Origin of the sequence: Streptomyces sp. NPDC020597, assembly GCF_044335095.1 — a bacterium.
Lineage (GTDB): Bacteria > Actinomycetota > Actinomycetes > Streptomycetales > Streptomycetaceae > Streptomyces.
Map to the genome: position 1 here is coordinate 234,062 of NZ_JBIRUL010000001.1, position 18,019 is coordinate 252,080.

Below are 18,019 nucleotides of genomic sequence, written 5' to 3' on the forward strand. Positions count from 1 at the left end.
TCAGAGCGGCAGACGCCGGAACAGCCCCCGCGGCAGGTGGCGCAGGAGGGACATCACCGGGCGCAGCGCCCCGGGCGCCCACACCGTCTCCGAGCGGCGCCGCAGTCCCAGTTCGACGGCGGTGGCGACCGCCTCCGGGGTGGTCGCGGGCGGCGTGTGCGCCCGCCCGGCCGTCCGTTTCGTCCGCACGAACCCGGGCCGCACGACCATGACGTGGACGCCGGTGCCGTACAGGGCGTCGCCCAGGCCCTGGGCGAAGGCGTCGAGGCCGGCCTTGCTGGAGCCGTAGATGAAGTCCGAACGGCGGGCCCGCTCGGCGGCGACCGAGGAGAACACGACCAGCGAGCCGTGTCCCTGCGTCTGGAGGGCCTGCGCGGCGATCAGGCCGGCCGACACCGCCCCCGTGTAGTTGGTCTGCGCGACGCGCACCGCGGCCGCCGGCTCGCGCTCGTCGTTCGCCTGGTCGCCGAGGACGCCGAAGGCGAGCAGCACCAGATCGACGCCGCCCTCGGCGAAGACCTTCCCGAGGGCGCTCTCGTGGGACTGCGGGTCCAGCGCGTCGAACGGCACGGTGTGGACGTCCGCCCCCAGCAGCCGCAGCTTCGCGGCGGCCGACTCCAGCGCCGGGGACGGCCGCCCGGCCAGCCACACCGTGCGGGTGCGGCGGGCGATCAGCCGGCGCGCGGTGGCCAGGGCGATCTCCGACGTGCCGCCGAGGACGAGCAGGGACTGGGGGAGGCCGGAGGCGTCCTTCATACGGGCTCCTGGGGAACGGTGCCGGGAACGGTCTCGGCCGGCATCCCGGCGACCGTATCGCCCCTGGTCGGGCGACTGGTCGTGAAACGTGACGATCATCCCCGAAATGGCCGATCGACTGCATACCGGCCGAATCGCCGGCTTCCGGTGGCGGTGTCGGCGCGCTTGTGCACCTCTGCCCGGCGTCATCCGTCGTGAGCAGGGCAGAGTGGGCTCATGGACTGGCTCAGAAAGCTGCCGTGGATCGGCCCGTCGGTCGCGCGCCTCATGGCCACGCACGCGTGGCGGTCGTACGAGCGCCTGGACCGCGTGAAGTGGACGCGGCTCGCCGCCGCGATGACCTTCGTCAGCTTCGTGGCGCTCTTCCCGCTGCTCACCGTGGCCGCGGCCGTCGCCGCCGCCACACTGACCGAGTCCCGGCAGCAGGAACTCCAGGACAAGATCGTCGACCAGGTCCCCGGCATCTCCGACCAGATCGACGTCCACGGCCTGGTCGAGAACGCCGGCACGGTCGGGTCCATCGCCGGCGCCGTCCTGCTGCTGACCGGCATCGGCTGGGTCGGGCAGATGCGGGACTGTCTGCGCGCGGTGTGGGAGCTGCCCGACAAGGACGAGAACCCGGTCCTCGCCAAGGCGAAGGACGCCGGCGTCCTCGTCGGGCTCGGCGGTGCGCTCCTGCTCACCCTCGCCATCTCCACCATCGCCTCGGCGCTGGTCGGCTGGATCACGGACGAGCTCGGCATAGACCAGGCCGGCTGGGGCAGCGTCCTGCTGCGGTCCGCGGCGTTCGCCGTCGCCGTCCTCGCCGACTTCCTGCTGCTGCTCTACGTCCTCACCCTGCTGCCGGGCGTCGAACCGGGCCGCCGCCGGCTCGTCGTCGCCGCGTTCATCGGCGCCGTCGGCTTCGAGCTGCTGAAGCTGCTGCTGAGCGGATACATGCAGGGCGTGGCCGCGAAGAGCATGTACGGCGCGTTCGGCGTGCCCATCGCCCTGCTGCTGTGGATCAACTTCACCGCGAAGCTGGTCCTGTACTGCGCCGCCTGGACGGCGACCGGCAGCGCACCCGAGGAGCCCGGGGACATCGACGTCAGCGACGCCGTCGTACCAGGTCCGGCAGGGGCCAGCGGCGGTTGACCAGCCACGCGCCGCCCGCCAGCAGCACCAGCAGACCGCCGGTGATCGCCAGCGCGATCCACATGCCGCCGGAACGCCCCTCCGCCACCACGCCCGCCACCGGCTTCGCCGACGCGTTCCCCGCGCCGCCCGCCTGCCCGGCCTCCGCGGACGGGTTCGCGCCGGGCTGGGCGCTCGGCTGCGCGGCGTTCCGCGGCGCGACCAGCTCACCCACCGGCGTCACCTTGCCGGCCGCCTGGAAGCCCCAGTCGAACAGGGCGGCGGTCTCCTTGTACACCTCGTTGTGGTCGGACTTCTCCGGGTTCATGACCGTGACCAGCAGCACCTTGCCGTTGCGCTCGGCGACGCCGGTGAAGGTGGCGCCCGCGTTGGTGGTGTTGCCGTTCTTGACGCCCGCGATGCCGGGGTACTGGGAGATGTCGTAGTCGCCGCTCAGCAGCCGGTTGGTGTTCTGGATCTCGAAGGTCCCGCGGCTGGTCTTGCCCTTCTTGTTCTTCGTCGTCTCGCCGGGGAACTTGGCCGAGACGGTCGAGCAGTACTCCCGGAAGTCCTTCTTCTGCAGGCCCGAACGGGCGAACAGCGTCAGGTCGTACGCCGAGGAGACCTGCCCGGGCGCGTCGTAGCCGTCCGGGGAGACGACATGGGTGTCGAGGGCCTGCAGTTCGCCGGCGTGGTCGTTCATCTGGGCGACCGTGGCGGCGACGCCGCCGTTCATCGCGGACAGGACGTGCACGGCGTCGTTGCCCGACCGCAGGAAGACGCCGAGCCACAGATCGTGGACCGAGTACGTCTCGCCTTCCTTTATGCCGACGAGGCTGGAGCCCGAGCCGATGCCGGCCAGGTCCTTCGGGTCGACCTTGTGCACGGTGGCCCGGGGGAAACGCGGCAGCACGGTATCGGCGAACAGCATCTTCATCGTGCTCGCCGGGGGCAGCCGCCAGTGCGCGTTGTGCGATGCCAGCACATCGCCCGACTCGGCGTCCGCGACGATCCACGACCGCGCCGTGAGGTTCTTCGGCAGCACCGGCGCGCCGCCCGCGATCGTCACCTGGGTGCCCGCCTGCCCGAGCCGCGCGCCGCCCACGGTCGACATCTTCGCCGGAGGGGTGACCGAGGGAGAGGCGGAAGCCGAGGCCCCCTTCGAGGCTCCGGCGGACGGCGACGCCGACGCGGAGGCGGGCGGCGACGCCGAAGGCGAACGGGGCGCCGACGGGGGCGGGATCGGCACGGCGAGCGAGGCGGGCGCGGTCAGCGCGAGGGCCGCGAGGGTCGCGGAGGTGACCAGCAGGGAGCGCCTGACGGTCTGCTTCATGGGTGCGGGCACGACGCAGAACGTACCCGGCCCGCGACCCGAAGTCCCGCTCCCCTCCCCACCCCGGTCACGGAACAGGACACCGGGCGGCGATACTGAACGCATGACGCTCAGCCGCCGCCTCTCCTGGTTCCTGCTCGCCTTCGGGGTGTGGAGCTGGATCATCTGGGTCACTTTCGTCAAGAACCTGGTCAAGGACAGCAGCGGGCTCGCGTTCGAGGACGGCGACCCCACCGCGTACTTCTGGGTGCATCTCACGCTGGCCGTCGTGTCCTTCGTATTGGGGACGGTCGTCGGGGCCATCGGGTTGCGTGGTCTGCGCGCACTCGGCCGGACGTCATAGCCATGGTGATCGTTTTCGCGGTCGTCGCCCTGACCGTCCTGGTCACGGCCAACTGGTACCTGTGGCGCCGGCTGTTCCGCGACACCACCCGCGGCCCCGGCCGGGCCCGCCGCGGCGGTGCCGTCCTCATCGCCGGCGGCTGGGCGCTGGCCTTCGGCGCCCTGGCCGCCGAGCGGGCCGGCGCCCCCTTCTGGCTCCAGCGGATCCTCGCCTGGCCGGGCTTCCTGTGGCTGGCCCTGTCCGTCTACCTGCTGCTGGGCGTCGTCGCGGGCGAGGCGGTACGGCCGCTGCTGCGCCGCTTCCTGGAGAAGCGGGCGCGCGCCGCGGACCCGTCCGGGACGTCCGTCGGCGACCCGGTGCCGGACCCGGTCCCGGTGGGCGCGCCCGCCTCCGAACGGTCCGCCCCGGAGACGAAGCCGGGACCGGGCGCGCCGGGGCCGGGGAGCCCGGCCGCCGGGGCGCCCTCGCCGTCCCGCCGGGTGTTCGTCTCGCGGGTGGTGGCCGGCGCGGCGGCCGCGGCCGCCGCGGGGACCGTCGGCTACGGCACCTACGGCGTGCTGCGCGGACCCAGGGTCAAGCGGGTGACCGTTCCCCTCGCCAAGCTGCCGCGGGCCGCCCACGGTTACCGGATCGCGGTGGTCAGCGACATCCACCTGGGCCCGGTGCTGGGCCGCGGCTTCGCGCAGAAGGTCGTGGACACGATCAACGCGACGCAGCCCGACCTGATCGCGGTGGTCGGCGACCTCGTCGACGGCAGCGTCAAGGACCTCGGGCCGGCGGCCGCACCGCTCTCGCAGCTGAGGGCCCGGCACGGCAGCTACTTCGTCACCGGCAACCACGAGTACTTCTCCGGCGCCGCCGGCTGGGTCGAGGAGGTGCGCCGACTCGGCCTCACACCGTTGGAGAACGCGCGCACCGAGCTCGACCGGTTCGACCTCGCCGGAGTCAACGACATCGCCGGCGAGAGCGAAGGACAGGGACCGGACTTCACCCGGGCCCTCGGCGGCCGCGACACCGCGCGCGCCTGTGTGCTCCTCGCCCACCAGCCGGTCCAGATCCACGACGCGATGCGTCACGGCGTCGACCTCCAGCTGTCCGGGCACACCCACGGCGGTCAGCTGTGGCCCGGCAACTTCGTCGCCGCCGCCGCGAATCCCACCCTGGCGGGACTGGAACGCCACGGCGACACCCAGCTGTACGTCTCCCGGGGCGCCGGCGCCTGGGGCCCGCCCACGCGCGTCGGCGCACCGTCCGACATCACCGTCGTCGAACTGGCCTCCCGGCACGCCTGACGGGGGCTCGCCCGGGCTCCGGCCGGGCCGCCCGGACGGACCTGACGCCCCGTCTCATCCCTTGCGGGGAACCTGAGAAGGAGCTGTGAAACCAGGCCGAAACAGTGCGTCGGTAAGTTCTTTCCCATCTCGCCGGACACCTCTTCCCTCGGCTGAAACTCCTGTGGTTAGGTGAGGCCGCCGCCAAGGGGAGCGGCACTTTTTGTGGACTGGGCCCGTCTGGCGGCCTGGGGAGGCAGGGCACCACCATGCGCTCTGTTCGCATGCGGATTCTCCTGACGCTGCTGGTCCTCGCGGTGATCGGAGCGGGCGGCTGGCAGATGCTGCCGTCGAAGGAGAAGAGCGACGCGACCATCACGGTCGGCACCACGGACACCGTCACCTCGCTGGACCCTGCGGGCGCCTACGACGCCGGATCGTGGGCGCTGTTCAGCAACGTCTTCCAGTCCCTGCTGACCTACCAGCCGGGCGGTGTCTCACCCGTGCCGGACGCGGCCCGGAGCTGCTCCTTCGCCCACGGCAGCCTGCTCACGTACACCTGCGAACTGCGCGACGACCTCGCCTTCCCCGACGGCGACAAGGTGACGGCCGAGGACGTGAAGTTCTCCTTCGACCGGGTCAAGAAGATCCACTCGGACGTCGGTCCGGCGTCCCTGTTCTCCACCCTGAAGTCGGTCGACGCCCACGACCTGACCGTCGTCTTCCATCTGTCGTCGCCGGACGCCACGTTCCCGTTCAAGGTGGCCACCGGGGCCGGGTCGATCCTCGACCACACCCGCTATCCGGCCGACGCCCTGCGCACGGGCGACGGCGTCGACGGCACCGGCCCCTACACGCTCACCGGGTACTCCAAGGGCGAGAAGGCCGAGCTGTCGCCCAACCCGCGCTACCGGGGCGCGGTCTCCGCCGGCGCGCCCGTCGAGCTTCGCTACTACGCCGACCCGGACACGCTGGAGAAGGCCTGGAAGGCCAAGGACGTCGACGCGGCCACGCGCCAGCTGCCCCCCGCGGCCCTCGCCGCCCTCAACGCCAGCGACCCCGGCCAGCGGGTCACCGAAGCCGACAGCTCCGAGATCCGCAACCTGTACTTCGACACCCGCTCCGGCTCGCCGCTGCACGACGTCGACGCCCGCAGGGCGGTGGCCTGGCTGATCGACCGCGGGCAGCTCGCGTCGACCGTGTACGACGGGACCGTCGAGCCGCTGTACTCGCTCATCCCGACCGGGATCAACGGTCACACCTCCTCCTTCTTCGACAGCTACCCGGACCGCGACCTCGCGAAGGCGCGGGGGCTCCTGGAGAAGGCCGGCGTCAGCATCCCGGTGACCTTCACCTACGGCTACGGCCTGGGCAGCGGCGCGGCGGCGGCCGAGGCCGTGGAGATCAAGCGGCAGCTGGAGGCCGGCGGTCTGTTCAAGGTGAACGTCAAGGGCTACAAGTGGACCGACTTCCAGAAACGGTGGGCCACCGGCAGACTCGACGCCTACGCCGTCGGCTGGGTGGCCGACTACCCCGACCCGGACACCTTCACGGCCCCGCTCGTCGGCACCGGCTCCACCATGAACACCGGCTACAGCGACAAGGACGTCGACGAGTACATCGCCGACAGCCGGCGGTTCGCCGACCGCAGCCAGGTCGCCGACGACTTCCGCGACCTGCAGCAGGTCATCGCCCAGGACGTGCCGGTCGTCCCGCTGTGGCAGCGCAAGGAGTACGTCGTCACCTCCTCGGAGGTCGGCGGCGGCCAGTACCTGGCGGACGGCAACGGCGTGTTCCGCCTCTGGAAGCTCGACTGGATCTGAGCCCTATCCGCAGGTCCTCGGGCGGGTCGGCAGCGTCACCGTCACCGCCAGGCCCTCACCCGGCGCCGTCCGCACCCCGACCTCGCCCCCGTGGGCCCCGACCACCCCCTGCACGATCGCCAGGCCCAGCCCGCTGCCCGCGCCGCCGCCGGCCCGGAAGAAGCGGTCGAAGACCCGCGCCGCGTCCTCGGGGCCCAGCCCCGGCCCCTCGTCCTCCACCCACAGCCGCACCACGCCGTCCACCCGCCCCACGCCGAGCCGCACCGGGACCCCGGCCGGCGTGTGCGTGCGGACGTTGCCGACCAGGTTGCCCAGCACCTGCCGCAGCCCCGACTCGTCGGCCTGCAGCAGCACCGCCCCCTCGGCCTCGACGGTCACCGGCCGGCCGGGCTGCTGCGCCCGCAGGTCCTGCGCCGACTCCCGCACCAGACGGCTCACGTCCACCGTGCGCAGCCGCAGCTCGGGCCGCTGGTCGAGACGGGCCAGCATGAGCAGCTCGTCGACCAGCCGGCCCATCCGGTCCACCTCGCCGTTCATCCGGTCCCAGGCCCGTCGGCGCTCCTCCGGCTCGACCAGCATCCCCTGGTCGTACAGCTGGAGATAGCCGCGGATCGCGGCGAGCGGGGTGCGCAGCTCGTGCGAGGCGTCGGCCACGAAGCGACGCAGCTGGGCCGCGCTGCGCTCGCGCGTGCGGTACGCCGTCTCCACCTGGTGGAGCATCGAGTTCAGGGCCAGCCGCAGCTGTTCGACCTCGTGGGTGGGGTGCTCGCTGGAGGGCACCCGCCGGGTCAGGTCCCCCTCGGCGATCGCCGACGAGGTCTCCACCATGTCCTCCAGCGGCCGCATCCGCCGCCGCACGCTGAACAGGGTCAGACAGGCGAGCAGCGCCAGCAGCAGCGTGCCGACGGCGAGGTCCAGGCGGAGGGCCTTCGCTATGCCGTTGTGGAGCGCCTCGGTGGAGGTGGCCAGCAGGATGTACGTGCCGTCGGAGAGCCGGGTCGCGGTCGCCCGGTAGGGGGCGTCGTGCACGGTGACGTCGCGCGGGCCGTCGGCGGCGGCCAGCGCAGCCGGGTCCCGCACCGCCTCGGCGAGGCCGCGCTGGGCGTCGGTGGGCTCGACGCCGAACAGGCTGAGGGCGGCGCCCCGGCCGTCGACGGCGGTGAACACCGAGTCGGGCGCGGGCACGTCGCCGCCCCGGGGCGCGAGGCGGTCGCTGACGACGCTCAGCGCGCTCAGCGAGTCGATCTGGCTCAGCGTGAGCCGCGAACCGCCCAGCGAGTCGCGCAGATGCGTCAGTTCGGTGTCCACCTGGTCGAGCAGGTAGTGCCGCATCCCCATCAGGCTGACGGCGGTCGCCACGACGATGCCGAGCGCGAGCAGCCCGACGCTCGCCGCCGTCAGCTTGGCGCGCAGCGAGTGGACGCCGTGCCGGTGGATCCGCCTCACGCCAGCCCGTATCCCACGCCCCGCCGGGTGGTGATCACCGGCGGTCCCAGGGAGTCCAGCTTGCGCCGCAGATAGCTGATGTAGGTCTCGACGACGGTCGACTCCGGCGGGGTGTGCTCGTACTGCCAGACGTGGCGCAGGAGTTGCTCCTTGGGCACGATCCGGCCGCCGTTGCGCACCAGGAAGCGCAGCAGCGCGTACTCGGTGGGGGTGAGCTCGACCGAGCGGCCGGCCCGGTGCACGCTGTACGTCGTCTCGTCCAGCTCCAGGTCGCCGTAGCGCAGCGGCGGCCGCTGCGGCAGGACGTCGGCTGGCCGGGTGCGCCGCAGGACCGCCGTGATCCGGGCGACCACCACGTCGATGTCGAACGGCTTGGTGATGTAGTCGTCGCCGAAGCCGAGGGCGCCGACGATCTCGGCGGGCGCGTCGCGCGCGGTGAGGAACACCAGCGCCAGGTCCGGCCTGCGGGACCGCAGTTCGCGCCCCAGCGCCCTCCCGTCGCCGTCCGGCAGCATCACGTCGAGGAGGGCCGCGTCCGGCCTGGTCCGCTCGGCGAGGGCGAGGGCCTCGCGGACCGTGCCCGCGGTCATGACCTCGAAGCGGTGATAGCGCAGGGCGATGGCGAGGACGTCCGCGATGCTCGGTTCGTCCTCCACGACCAGCACGGTCCCACAAGCCGTCGTCATGACCCCAGTATCGGCGGCCCCCGGAGCCGCCGGGACCGCTTCGCGCTTTGGAGTTCCTTGAGAGTCGGCCCGGCCCCATGACCGCCCGGGCGCGCCGCCGCCGATCCTGGACCGGACGACCCGGGGGACCGACCGAGGATCTGCAGAAGGAGTTTGAGCGTGGCGGCATTGGCGCGCTGGTGCTATCGGCACCGGCTGGTGGTCCTGTTGCTCTGGGTGGGGGCGCTGTTCGGGCTGGGTTTCTCGGCCTCGGCGGCGGGCACGGACTACGCGAACGTCTTCTCCCTCCCCGACACGGACTCCAAGAAGGCGTACGACCTGATGGAGAAGGCGTTCCCCGCGCGCGCGGGCGACACCGACACCGTCGTCTGGAAGGTCGACGAGGGCTCGGTACGGGACCAGGACGTACGGTCCCGGATACAGCCCGTCCTCGACGACATCGCGAAGATGAAGGGCGTCGGCGGGGTCACCGGCCCGTACGCCGGGGGAGCAGGGCAGATCAGCGGCGACGGGCGGATCGCCTACGCCCAGATCACCTTCACCGAGCAGGCGAACGCGGTGCCCAGGGAACTCGTCCAGGACGTCGTCGACACCGCGCGCGGCGCCGGTCGGGACGGCCTGGACGTCGAGGTGGGCGGCCAGGCCGTCAAGCGGGTGCAGGAACCGCCCACCGGCCTCGCCGAGATGGTCGGCCTCGCGGCGGCGGCCGTGGTCCTGTTCCTGGCCTTCGGCTCGCTGTACGCGATGCTGCTTCCGCTCGCCGTGGCGGTCTTCGGCGTCGGCCTGGGGCTGTTCTCGACCCAGCTGCTCAGCCACGTCACCGACATCCCGGACCTGGCCCCGCTGCTGTCCTCGCTGATCGGGCTCGGCGTCGGCATCGACTACGCCCTGTTCATCGTCACCCGGCACCGCAAGGGCGTCCTGCGCGGAATCGACCCGGAGGAGTCGGCGGTCACCGCCCTCAACACCTCGGGCCGGGCCGTGCTGTTCGCGGGCGGCACGGTGTGCATCGCGCTCGCCGGGATGCTGGTGACGAACCTGCGCTTCCTGGACGGCGTCGTCGTCGGCACCTCCCTCACGGTCGTCCTGAGCGTCCTCGCCGCGACGACGCTGCTGCCGGCGCTGCTCGGCTTCCTCGGCGTGCGCGTGCTGAGCCGCAGGCAGCGGCGTCTGCTGGCGGATGCGGGTACCTCCCGCTCGAGCGAAGCCGAGAGTGGGGGAGGGCCGGAGCCGGAGAAGACGAGCAGCCCGTCGGCCCGCTGGTCGGCGGGTGTGCAGCGCCGCCCCAGGACGATCGCCGCGCTCGCCCTCGCCGTCATGGCCGTCCTGGCGCTGCCCGTGCTGTCGCTGCACCTCGGCGCCACCGACCAGGGCAACGACGACGCCGCGACGACCACCCGCCAGGCCTACGACCTGCTCGCGGAGGGCTTCGGGCCGGGCTTCAACGGCCCCCTCCAGGTGGTCGTGGAGGGCGGCGACGCCACCGCGCTGACCCGGGGCATCGCGAAGACGCCCGGCGTCGCGCAGTCGGTCGCGCTGCCGCCCGCCCGCGGGATCACCGTCATCCAGGTGGTGCCCACGACCTCGCCGCAGTCCGAGCAGACCGACGCGCTCATCGACCGGCTGCGCGACGACGTGATCCCCGCGTCGGGGGCCGAGGCGCACGTGGGCGGTGTGACGGCCGTCTCCAAGGACTTCGCGACGGTCACCGGCGACCGGCTGCCCCTCTTCATCGCCACCATCATCGGCCTCGGCTTCCTGCTGCTCCTGATCGCCTTCCGCTCGCTGGTCGTGCCGCTGACGGCCGCCGTGATGAACCTGATCGCGGCCGCCGCCTCGTTCGGCGTCCTCGTCGCGGTCTTCCAGTGGGGCTGGGGCCTGGAGCTGCTCGGCCTCGGCAAGGAGGGGCCGATCAACGCCTTCCTGCCGGTCATCATGCTGTCCCTGCTGTTCGGCCTGTCGATGGACTACCAGGTCTTCCTGGTCAGCCGGATGCACGAGGAGTGGGTGCACACCCGGGACAACGCGCGCGCCGTCCGGGTGGGCCTCGCGGAGACCAGCCGGGTCATCAACTCCGCCGCCCTCATCATGGTGTGCGTCTTCCTCGCCTTCGTGCTCAGCGGCGACTCGGGCGCGGCGATGGCGGGGGTCGGCCTCGCGGCGGCGGTCGCGCTGGACGCGTTCATCCTGCGCACGGCCCTCGTGCCGGCGGCGATGCACCTGCTGGGCGACTCCAACTGGTGGCTGCCCGCGTGGCTGGAGAAGCGGCTGCCGCATCTCGCGGTCGAACCGAAGGAGGAGGCCGCGGAGCAGCCCGCGGGCGGCGGTCCGGCCACGGTCGTCCACGGCTTCGTCCGCGACACCGCCGGCGACCCGGTCGAAGGCGCCACGGTCACCCTGCTGACGCAGGACGGAGCGGAACGGGACCGGGTGACCTCGCTCGCCGACGGCTCGTACATCCTCACCGTCCCCGCCGCCGGGACCTATCTGCTGGTGACGACGGCCGAGCCGCCGCTGCTGAAGCGCACCCGGCAGCTGACGGTCGCGGGGGAGCCCCTGGTGTACGACGTGGAGCTGGAGGAGGGGGCGGAGGTCGGCTGACTCACGCCCCGGCCGGGCCCGGCGGGTTCTTCTCCGCCGGGTCCGGCCGCGGGTTCTTCTCCGCGGGTTCCGGCAGCGCGTTGGACATCCCGGGCAGGAAGTCCGTGAACAGGTCGTGCACCTCCAGGACGAGCGGTCGCAGCACCCGGAACCGGGCCAGCGCCACCCCGCGCGCGGTGAGGCGCGCACCCCGCCCGGCCAGCCGGTAGCTGCGCTCGCGGCCCGCGGTGCGGTCGTAGATCCAGTACATGACGAGGCCCATCTGCGACAGCCACATCAACTCGGGCAGCACGTCCCGCAGTTCCTCCGGCACCTTCGCCTTCGATCCCGCGAGCACCTCCTTGTGGACGGCTATGGCCTGCACGCGCGCGGGCTCCGACTCGGCGGAGAACGGGCTGAGCGGGCTGTCCGGGTCGGCGGCGTTCTTGAAGAACTGGACGGCGAACTCGTGGTACGGCTCCGCCACCTCCAGCCAGACCCGCAGCACCCCCGCCAGCCGGGCCTCCAGGCTCGTCTCCCGCGCCAGGACGTCCCGGACGGCCTCCCGGTGCTCGGCGGCGAGCCGGTCGTAGAAGCCCTGGATCAGATGCTCCTTGCCGGCGAAGTAGTAGTACGCGTTGCCGACCGAGACCCCGGCCTCCTTGGCGATGGCCCGCATCGTCGTCTTGTCGTAGCCGCGCTCCTGGAACAGCCGCATCGCCGTCTCCAGGATCAGGGCGCGGGTCTGCTCGGACTTGGACGCGGGAGCCCCGGGGGACTCGGTCGGGGGAACGGCCTCGTGGGGACCGTCGTTGTTCGCGGACACGGAAGGAGAGCCTAGTCAGTGGCGCAGGCGCCGCCCGCACAGGCGGGCGGGTCGTAGAGCCAGCCCACGTGCGGGTCGTAGGACCAGCCGTCGCCGCGCCGGTACACGCCCCCGCCCCAGCCGGCGGCCGGCTCCTGTCCCTGACGCCACCTGGCGGCGGCGAGCACGGCGGCCCGTGCGAGCTTCGCTCCGGCGGGAGTGCTCAGCCGGTGGGACAGCGGGCGGTGCTCGCGCAGCGCCCACAGGGTGACGATCCAGGCGGCGGCGCCCCGGTAGACCTGGCCCGCGTCGCCGACGACGGTGATCTCGTCGAGGGTGGCCCGGTGGTTGAGGCCGGGATAGCGGGCGCGCGCCTGCGCCGACCCCGCCGGGACGAACTCCAGCGGCACGAGCTGCGACTGCCGACGCAGCCAGTCGCACAGGAAGCGGCACAGCGAGCACTCGGCGTCGTGCAGGACGGTGAGCCGGCGGACCGGGACGCGTCGGGCGTCCCGGCTGGCGGCGGCCTGCGCGGCCGGTGAGCCCTGCGCGATCGGTGAGCCCTGCGCGGCCCGGTCGGCCGTCACGGTGCTCACGCCCCGGTCGCGGGCGCCGGCGGGGCGGTCCAGCCCTGCGGGGCGACGGGCGGCAGCTGCTCGCGTTCCATGATCCCGCGCCGCCGGATCCGGTTGAGCACGTACACGTTGCCCAGGTGCAGCGCGCCGAGCACCAGCAGCACCACGCCCAGCTTGGTCGACAGGGCCTCGAAGATGCCCCGGGTGTCCTCGATGGTGTCGTCACCGCTCAGGTACAGGGCGACGAACCCGAGGTTGACCAGATAGAACCCCACCACCAGCAGGTGGTTGACGGCGTCGGCGAGCTTCTCGTCGCCCTGGAGGACGTCGGCGAGGAAGATCCGGCCGTTGCGACTGAGGGTCCTGGCCACCCAGATGGTCAGCCCGATGCTGACGACCAGGTAGACGACGTAGGCGATGACCGTGCGGTCCATGTTCCCCACCTCTTCTTGAACGCGTTCAAAACGCTGTCGAGGATGACTGTAGCGCCGTGTTTGAACATGTTCAACTCGGCAGGATGAGGGGTGAAAGGGCTTGTGCGCCGGAGGGATCCGTGAAGGATGGCCGCATGTGGATCGATCTCATCTCCTCGCTCAGCGCCGACGTGAAGCTCGGCGGTCCCGGATGCGAGGAGGAAATGCGGGCGACCGAGGCCGTGCTCGGACATCCTCTGCCGGCCGCCCTCAAGGACTTCTGGCGGCTCGCTGACGGCGCGCACGACGAGAACGGTTTCGCCGTCGTCTGCCCCGTCGGCGAAGTGATGGGCCGCAACCTGGAGTTCCGGAGCTCGGCCGACTTCCGCGACCTCTACATGCCCTTCGATCCGCTGCTGCTCTTCGGCGAGAGCGGCGGCGGCGACCTGTTCGCCTGCGTCGTCAGGCCGCAGCGGCCCGACGTCTTCGTCTGGGACCACGAGAACGACAGCCGCCGCTGGGCGGCGAACGACCTGGAGGACTACCTGCGCCGGCGGCTCGGCGACGACCCGGAGTGGTACGCGCGGTGGTGAGCGCTCAGTCGCTCTTCCTCGGGCGGCCCGCCGCGAGGATCTCGGCCGCCTCCAGGGTGACCTTCGCGCCGATGACGTCGGGCAGCGTGACGGACTGGCCCGGCGCGTAGAACTGGTGGTTGTCGTAACCGCCCACGACCGGCTCGGTGAGGACGTGGACACGCTGGTGCTTGCGGTCGACGATGACGTAGACGGGCACCTTGGCCTGGGCGTACGCGGCGACCTTGGTCCTGAGGTCGTCCTTCCAGTTCCCCGAGGTCACCTCGAGCACCAGGCGGAAGCAGCCGGGGTCGTACGCGTTGTTCTCCACGAAGTGGTCGTCGATGTCCGCGTCGACGATCACGAGGTCGGGAATCGCGTAGTCCTCCGCGCCCGTCGGCAGCCACAGCCCGACGTTCTGCAGGACCTCGGTTTCCGTACCGTGCAGCCCGGCGGCGATGAACGGAATCATCAGCTGGGTCAGTGCGCGGGCGTGCGGGGCATCCGGTGAAGGGGTCACGAGGAGGTGGCCTCCGATGATCTCGACGCGGTAGCCCGGATGGCGCTCCATGATCTCGTCGGCGATCGCCGTGAGGGAGAACGGCTCGTCGTCGGTGTAGGGCTGCTCGACGGATGCAGCGGACATCGCGTGCCTCCTTGGGGCTGGTGTCGAGAGCATCATCGTAGGCCGGGGCGCGCTCCGGTGTCTCTCTTGATCACGTTCACCCGATCGTGGGGTTTGCACGCCGGAGGGCCCCGCCTCCAGTGACGAATCCGGGAGACGGGGCCCTCGTGGGCGTACTGCGACGCAGGTCAGAAGCGTCGGGTGATCAGGGCCTTCTTGACCTCGGCGATCGCCTTCGTGATCTCGATGCCGCGCGGGCAGGCGTCCGTGCAGTTGAACGTGGTGCGGCAGCGCCACACGCCGTCCTTGTCGTTCAGGATCTCCAGCCGCTGCTCGCCGGCCTCGTCACGCGAGTCGAAGATGAAGCGGTGGGCGTTGACGATCGCCGCCGGGCCGAAGTACTGGCCGTCGTTCCAGAACACCGGGCAGGACGAGGTGCAGGCCGCGCACAGGATGCACTTCGTCGTGTCGTCGAACCGCTCGCGGTCCTGCGCCGTCTGGAGACGCTCGCGCGTCGGCTCGTTGGTGTCCTTCGTGATCAGGAAGGGCATCACGTCCCGGTACGCCTGGAAGAACGGCTCCATGTCGACGACCAGGTCCTTCAGGACCGTCAGGCCCTTGATGGGCTCGACCGTGATCGGCTTCTCGGGGTTGATGTCCTTGATCAGCGTCTTGCACGCCAGGCGGTTCTTGCCGTTGATCCGCATCGCGTCCGAGCCGCAGATGCCGTGGGCGCAGGAACGGCGGAAGGTGAGCGTGCCGTCGAGCTCCCACTTGATCTTGTGCAGACCGTCGAGGACGCGCTCCTTGGGGTCGATCTCCAGCTGGAAGTCGTCCCAGACCGCCTCCGCCGAGACCTCCGGGTTGAACCGGCGGATGCGGAAGGTGACGGTGATGTACGGGGAGTCGGCGAAGCCGGGCTCGGGGGCGCCGGCCGCGTCCGCCTTGTCGAGGGTCGGGGTAGCCATCAGTACTTACGCTCCATCGGCTGGTAGCGGGTCTGGACGACCGGCTTGTAGTCGAGACGGACGGTCTCGGCGCCGTCGTCGCCCACCTCGCGGTACGCCATGGTGTGGCGCATGAAGTTGACGTCGTCGCGGTTCGGGTAGTCCTCGCGGTAGTGGCCGCCGCGGGACTCCTTGCGGGCCAGCGCCGACACCGCCATGACCTCGGCCAGGTCGAGCAGGTTGCCCAGCTCGACGGCCTCCAGCAGGTCGGTGTTGAACCGCTTGCCCTTGTCCTGGATCGAGACGCTCTTGTACCGCTCGCGCAGCTCGGCGATCTTCTCGACCGCCGTCTTGATCGTCTGCTCGGTGCGGAACACCATGACGTTCGCGTCCATGGTCTCCTGCAGCTCGCGGCGCAGCACCGCCACGCGCTCGGTGCCCGTGGAGGCCCGCAGCCGCTCCACCTGGTCGACGACCAGCTGCGCCGGGTTCTCCGGCAGCTCGACGAAGTCGGCCTTCTGGGAGTACTCGGCGGCGGCGATGCCGGCCCGCTTGCCGAACACGTTGATGTCCAGCAGCGAGTTGGTGCCCAGGCGGTTGGCGCCGTGCACCGACACACAGGCGACCTCGCCGGCCGCGTACAGGCCGGGGACGACCGTCGTGTTGTCGCGCAGGACCTCGCCCTCGACGTTCGTCGGGATGCCGCCCATGGCGTAGTGCGCGGTCGGCTGGATCGGGATCGGGTCCGTGTAGGGCTCGATGCCGAGGTAGGTGCGCGCGAACTCCGTGATGTCGGGCAGCTTGGCGTCCAGCTGCTCCGGCGGGAGGTGGGTGAGGTCGAGGTAGACGTGGTCGCCCTCGGGACCGCAGCCGCGGCCCTCGCGGATCTCGGTGTAGATCGACCGGGAGACGACGTCACGGGACGCGAGGTCCTTCATGACCGGCGCGTACTTCTCCATGAAGCGCTCGCCGTCCTTGTTGCGCAGGATGCCGCCCTCACCGCGGGCGCCCTCCGTCAGCAGGATGCCCATGCGCCAGATGCCGGTCGGGTGGAACTGGAAGAACTCCATGTCCTCCAGCGGCAGCCCGCGCCGGTACACGGCCGCCTGGCCGTCGCCGGTCAGCGTGTGCGCGTTCGACGTCACCTTGAAGAACTTGCCGCAGCCGCCGGAGGCGTAGATCACGGCCTTCGCCTGGAAGACGTGGATCTCCCCGGTGGCCAGCTCGTACGCCACGACGCCGGCGGACTTCTTGACGCCGTCGACCTCGGTGATCAGCTGGTCGAGGACGTAGAACTCGTTGAAGAACTCCACGCCCTCCTTGACGCAGTTCTGGTACAGCGTCTGGAGGATCATGTGGCCGGTGCGGTCGGCCGCGTAGCAGGACCGGCGGACCGGGGCCTCGCCGTGGTTGCGGCTGTGACCGCCGAAGCGGCGCTGGTCGATCGTGCCGTTCGGGGTGCGGTTGAACGGCAGGCCCATCTTCTCCAGGTCGAGGACGGAGTCGATGGCCTCCTTCGCCAGGATCTCGGCGGCGTCCTGGTCGACCAGGTAGTCACCGCCCTTGACCGTGTCGAAGGTGTGCCACTCCCAGTTGTCCTCCTCCACGTTGGCCAGCGCGGCGGCCATGCCGCCCTGCGCGGCGCCCGTGTGGGAGCGGGTGGGGTAGAGCTTGGTCAGCACGGCGGTGCGGCTGCGCTTGGTCGACTCGATGGCGGCGCGCATACCGGCGCCGCCGGCGCCGACGATGACGGTGTCGTACTTGTGGATCTTCATGATTCTCGCAACCCCGTGCCTAGCGGATGTTCGGGTCGAAGGTGAAGATCACCAGCGTGCCCAGCAGGATGGTGAACACCGTGGCGGTGTAGAGCAGGCCCTTGAGCCACAGCCGGGTGTTCGCGCGCTCCGCGTAGTCGTTGATGACCGTGCGCAGGCCGTTCGCCCCGTGCAGCATCGCGAGCCACAGCATCAGCAGGTCCCAGACCTGCCAGAACGGGGACGCCCAGCGGCCCGCCACGAACGCGAAGCCGATCTTCGACACGCCGCCGTCCAGCACCAGCTGGATCAGCAGGTGGCCGAGGACCAGCACGACCAGCACGACGCCCGACAGGCGCATGAACAGCCAGGCGGCCATCTCGAAGTTGCCCCGGGTGGACTTCGGGGTCTTCTTGGTGCGCTGGCGCGGGGCCTCGATGAAGGGCGCCGGGTTGTCGACGCCGTAGCCGGAGCCGCCCTCGACGGGGCCGATGCCGGCTGCGGTGGATTCAGTGGTCGCCATGGGTGTCAGCTCCCGAACAGTTCACGAGCGGCGTGTCCGAGGACGGGGTAGACCGCCCCGAGCATCAGCACGAGCCACAGGCCCACGACGGTCCAGAGCATCTGCTTCTGGTAGCGCGTGCCCTTCGACCAGAAGTCGACGGCGATGACGCGCAGGCCGTTGAGCGCGTGGAAGAGGATGGCGGCGACGAGGCCGTACTCCAGCAGCGCGACGATGGGGGTCTTGTAGGTGGCTACGACCTTGTCGTAGTCCTCGGGGGAGACACGCACGAGGGCGGTGTCCAGCACGTGGACGAACAGGAAGAAGAAGATGAGGACGCCGGTGACTCGATGAGCCACCCAGGACCACATTCCTTCCCGGCCGCGGTACAGCGTTCCAGCCGGCACGGAAGAACCCTCCGGGAGCGGGGATTGGGGCCTGCCGGCTTGGGTGTCGGACGGGCCCGGCCGGGTAC

At 71.3% G+C, this 18,019-nt stretch carries 18 protein-coding genes; 6 read left to right on the top strand and 12 right to left on the bottom strand.

The genetic code is table 11. From position 1 onward, the window contains the following. The gene (locus ACH4ZA_RS01100) at positions 1-756 is read right to left on the bottom strand and encodes a decaprenylphospho-beta-D-erythro-pentofuranosid-2-ulose 2-reductase (RefSeq protein WP_319279674.1); all 756 of its coding nucleotides are present in this window, start codon (positions 754-756) and stop codon (positions 1-3) included. A 216-nt stretch (positions 757-972) separates the two neighbouring features. Between ACH4ZA_RS01100 and ACH4ZA_RS01105 the strand changes: the two genes are divergently transcribed. Further along, positions 973-1,890, top strand: a complete 918-nt coding sequence (locus ACH4ZA_RS01105; RefSeq protein WP_398427486.1) for a YihY/virulence factor BrkB family protein — start codon at positions 973-975, stop codon at positions 1,888-1,890. On the opposite strand, the gene ACH4ZA_RS01110 is transcribed toward ACH4ZA_RS01105, so the two are convergent. Further along, positions 1,844-3,214, bottom strand: a complete 1,371-nt coding sequence (locus ACH4ZA_RS01110) for a D-alanyl-D-alanine carboxypeptidase family protein (protein ID WP_398427488.1) — start codon at positions 3,212-3,214, stop codon at positions 1,844-1,846. The two genes, ACH4ZA_RS01105 and ACH4ZA_RS01110, sit on opposite strands and share 47 nt — an antisense overlap. 91 nt (positions 3,215-3,305) lie before the next feature. Here ACH4ZA_RS01110 and ACH4ZA_RS01115 point away from each other — a divergent pair, with 91 nt between their 5' ends. The 3 genes from ACH4ZA_RS01115 (at position 3,306) to ACH4ZA_RS01125 (ending at position 6,639) form a co-directional block, all read left to right on the top strand. After that, positions 3,306-3,545, top strand: coding sequence for an SCO4848 family membrane protein (locus tag ACH4ZA_RS01115; protein WP_057584767.1), 240 nt, complete (start codon positions 3,306-3,308; stop codon positions 3,543-3,545). Between the two features lie 2 nt (positions 3,546-3,547). Further along, positions 3,548-4,837 carry a metallophosphoesterase gene (locus tag ACH4ZA_RS01120; RefSeq protein ID WP_319279670.1) on the top strand — a complete coding sequence of 430 codons (1,290 nt, stop codon included), beginning with the start codon at positions 3,548-3,550 and terminating at the stop codon, positions 4,835-4,837. 263 nt (positions 4,838-5,100) lie between these two features. Beyond that, positions 5,101-6,639: an ABC transporter substrate-binding protein gene (locus ACH4ZA_RS01125; RefSeq protein WP_398427490.1), complete on the top strand. Its 1,539-nt coding sequence runs from the start codon at positions 5,101-5,103 to the stop codon at positions 6,637-6,639. Between the two features lie 3 nt (positions 6,640-6,642). Here ACH4ZA_RS01125 and ACH4ZA_RS01130 read toward each other — a convergent pair whose 3' ends face one another. Beyond that, positions 6,643-8,085: an ATP-binding protein gene (locus ACH4ZA_RS01130; protein ID WP_398427492.1), complete on the bottom strand. Its 1,443-nt coding sequence runs from the start codon at positions 8,083-8,085 to the stop codon at positions 6,643-6,645. Beyond that, complete coding sequence (locus ACH4ZA_RS01135; protein WP_319279665.1) at positions 8,082-8,771, bottom strand: response regulator transcription factor; 690 nt, start codon at positions 8,769-8,771, stop codon at positions 8,082-8,084. Before ACH4ZA_RS01135 ends, ACH4ZA_RS01130 begins: the two co-directional genes overlap by 4 nt. Positions 8,772-8,939: 168 nt before the next feature. Between ACH4ZA_RS01135 and ACH4ZA_RS01140 the strand changes: the two genes are divergently transcribed. Next, on the top strand, positions 8,940-11,372 hold the full coding sequence (locus ACH4ZA_RS01140; protein WP_398427809.1) for an MMPL family transporter: 2,433 nt from the start codon (positions 8,940-8,942) through the stop codon (positions 11,370-11,372). A 1-nt stretch (position 11,373) separates the two neighbouring features. Here ACH4ZA_RS01140 and ACH4ZA_RS01145 read toward each other — a convergent pair whose 3' ends face one another. From ACH4ZA_RS01145 to ACH4ZA_RS01155, 3 genes are read right to left on the bottom strand one after another with little or no spacing between them, the layout of a single operon-like run. Beyond that, positions 11,374-12,177: a TetR family transcriptional regulator gene (locus ACH4ZA_RS01145; RefSeq protein WP_319279664.1), complete on the bottom strand. Its 804-nt coding sequence runs from the start codon at positions 12,175-12,177 to the stop codon at positions 11,374-11,376. Between the two features lie 11 nt (positions 12,178-12,188). Next, positions 12,189-12,710 carry a thiol-disulfide oxidoreductase DCC family protein gene (locus ACH4ZA_RS01150; RefSeq protein ID WP_398427810.1) on the bottom strand — a complete coding sequence of 174 codons (522 nt, stop codon included), beginning with the start codon at positions 12,708-12,710 and terminating at the stop codon, positions 12,189-12,191. Positions 12,711-12,748: 38 nt separating this feature from the next. Further along, complete coding sequence (locus tag ACH4ZA_RS01155; protein WP_319279663.1) at positions 12,749-13,165, bottom strand: hypothetical protein; 417 nt, start codon at positions 13,163-13,165, stop codon at positions 12,749-12,751. 134 nt (positions 13,166-13,299) lie between these two features. Between ACH4ZA_RS01155 and ACH4ZA_RS01160 the strand changes: the two genes are divergently transcribed. Next, positions 13,300-13,737: an SMI1/KNR4 family protein gene (locus ACH4ZA_RS01160; RefSeq protein ID WP_319279661.1), complete on the top strand. Its 438-nt coding sequence runs from the start codon at positions 13,300-13,302 to the stop codon at positions 13,735-13,737. 4 nt (positions 13,738-13,741) lie between these two features. Here the strand turns inward: ACH4ZA_RS01160 and ACH4ZA_RS01165 are convergent, their stop codons facing one another. From ACH4ZA_RS01165 to sdhC, 5 genes are all read right to left on the bottom strand, one after another. Continuing rightward, positions 13,742-14,362, bottom strand: a complete 621-nt coding sequence (locus ACH4ZA_RS01165) for a Uma2 family endonuclease (protein WP_057584558.1) — start codon at positions 14,360-14,362, stop codon at positions 13,742-13,744. A gap of 167 nt (positions 14,363-14,529) precedes the next feature. Continuing rightward, positions 14,530-15,309 carry a succinate dehydrogenase iron-sulfur subunit gene (locus tag ACH4ZA_RS01170; RefSeq protein ID WP_319279660.1) on the bottom strand — a complete coding sequence of 260 codons (780 nt, stop codon included), beginning with the start codon at positions 15,307-15,309 and terminating at the stop codon, positions 14,530-14,532. Beyond that, positions 15,309-17,063, bottom strand: a complete 1,755-nt coding sequence (gene sdhA / locus ACH4ZA_RS01175; RefSeq protein ID WP_319279659.1) for a succinate dehydrogenase flavoprotein subunit — start codon at positions 17,061-17,063, stop codon at positions 15,309-15,311. Before sdhA ends, ACH4ZA_RS01170 begins: the two co-directional genes overlap by 1 nt. A gap of 19 nt (positions 17,064-17,082) precedes the next feature. Further along, positions 17,083-17,565: a succinate dehydrogenase hydrophobic membrane anchor subunit gene (locus tag ACH4ZA_RS01180; protein WP_319279657.1), complete on the bottom strand. Its 483-nt coding sequence runs from the start codon at positions 17,563-17,565 to the stop codon at positions 17,083-17,085. A gap of 5 nt (positions 17,566-17,570) precedes the next feature. After that, positions 17,571-17,951: a succinate dehydrogenase, cytochrome b556 subunit gene (gene sdhC, locus ACH4ZA_RS01185; RefSeq protein ID WP_079041644.1), complete on the bottom strand. Its 381-nt coding sequence runs from the start codon at positions 17,949-17,951 to the stop codon at positions 17,571-17,573. Positions 17,952-18,019: the final 68 nt, after the last annotated feature.

Bases quoted from the DNA above. Each gene is read 5' to 3' on its own strand.
- ACH4ZA_RS01100 (WP_319279674.1), bottom strand. From the start codon at position 756: ATGAAGGACGCCTCCGGCCTCCCCCAGTCCCTGCTCGTCCTCGGCGGC.
- ACH4ZA_RS01105 (WP_398427486.1), top strand. From the start codon at position 973: ATGGACTGGCTCAGAAAGCTGCCGTGGATCGGCCCGTCGGTCGCGCGC.
- ACH4ZA_RS01115 (WP_057584767.1), top strand. From the start codon at position 3,306: ATGACGCTCAGCCGCCGCCTCTCCTGGTTCCTGCTCGCCTTCGGGGTG.
- ACH4ZA_RS01120 (WP_319279670.1), top strand. From the start codon at position 3,548: ATGGTGATCGTTTTCGCGGTCGTCGCCCTGACCGTCCTGGTCACGGCC.
- ACH4ZA_RS01125 (WP_398427490.1), top strand. From the start codon at position 5,101: ATGCGGATTCTCCTGACGCTGCTGGTCCTCGCGGTGATCGGAGCGGGC.
- ACH4ZA_RS01135 (WP_319279665.1), bottom strand. From the start codon at position 8,771: ATGACGACGGCTTGTGGGACCGTGCTGGTCGTGGAGGACGAACCGAGC.
- ACH4ZA_RS01155 (WP_319279663.1), bottom strand. From the start codon at position 13,165: ATGGACCGCACGGTCATCGCCTACGTCGTCTACCTGGTCGTCAGCATC.
- ACH4ZA_RS01160 (WP_319279661.1), top strand. From the start codon at position 13,300: ATGTGGATCGATCTCATCTCCTCGCTCAGCGCCGACGTGAAGCTCGGC.
- ACH4ZA_RS01165 (WP_057584558.1), bottom strand. From the start codon at position 14,362: ATGTCCGCTGCATCCGTCGAGCAGCCCTACACCGACGACGAGCCGTTC.
- ACH4ZA_RS01170 (WP_319279660.1), bottom strand. From the start codon at position 15,309: ATGGCTACCCCGACCCTCGACAAGGCGGACGCGGCCGGCGCCCCCGAG.
- sdhA (WP_319279659.1), bottom strand. From the start codon at position 17,063: ATGAAGATCCACAAGTACGACACCGTCATCGTCGGCGCCGGCGGCGCC.
- ACH4ZA_RS01180 (WP_319279657.1), bottom strand. From the start codon at position 17,565: ATGGCGACCACTGAATCCACCGCAGCCGGCATCGGCCCCGTCGAGGGC.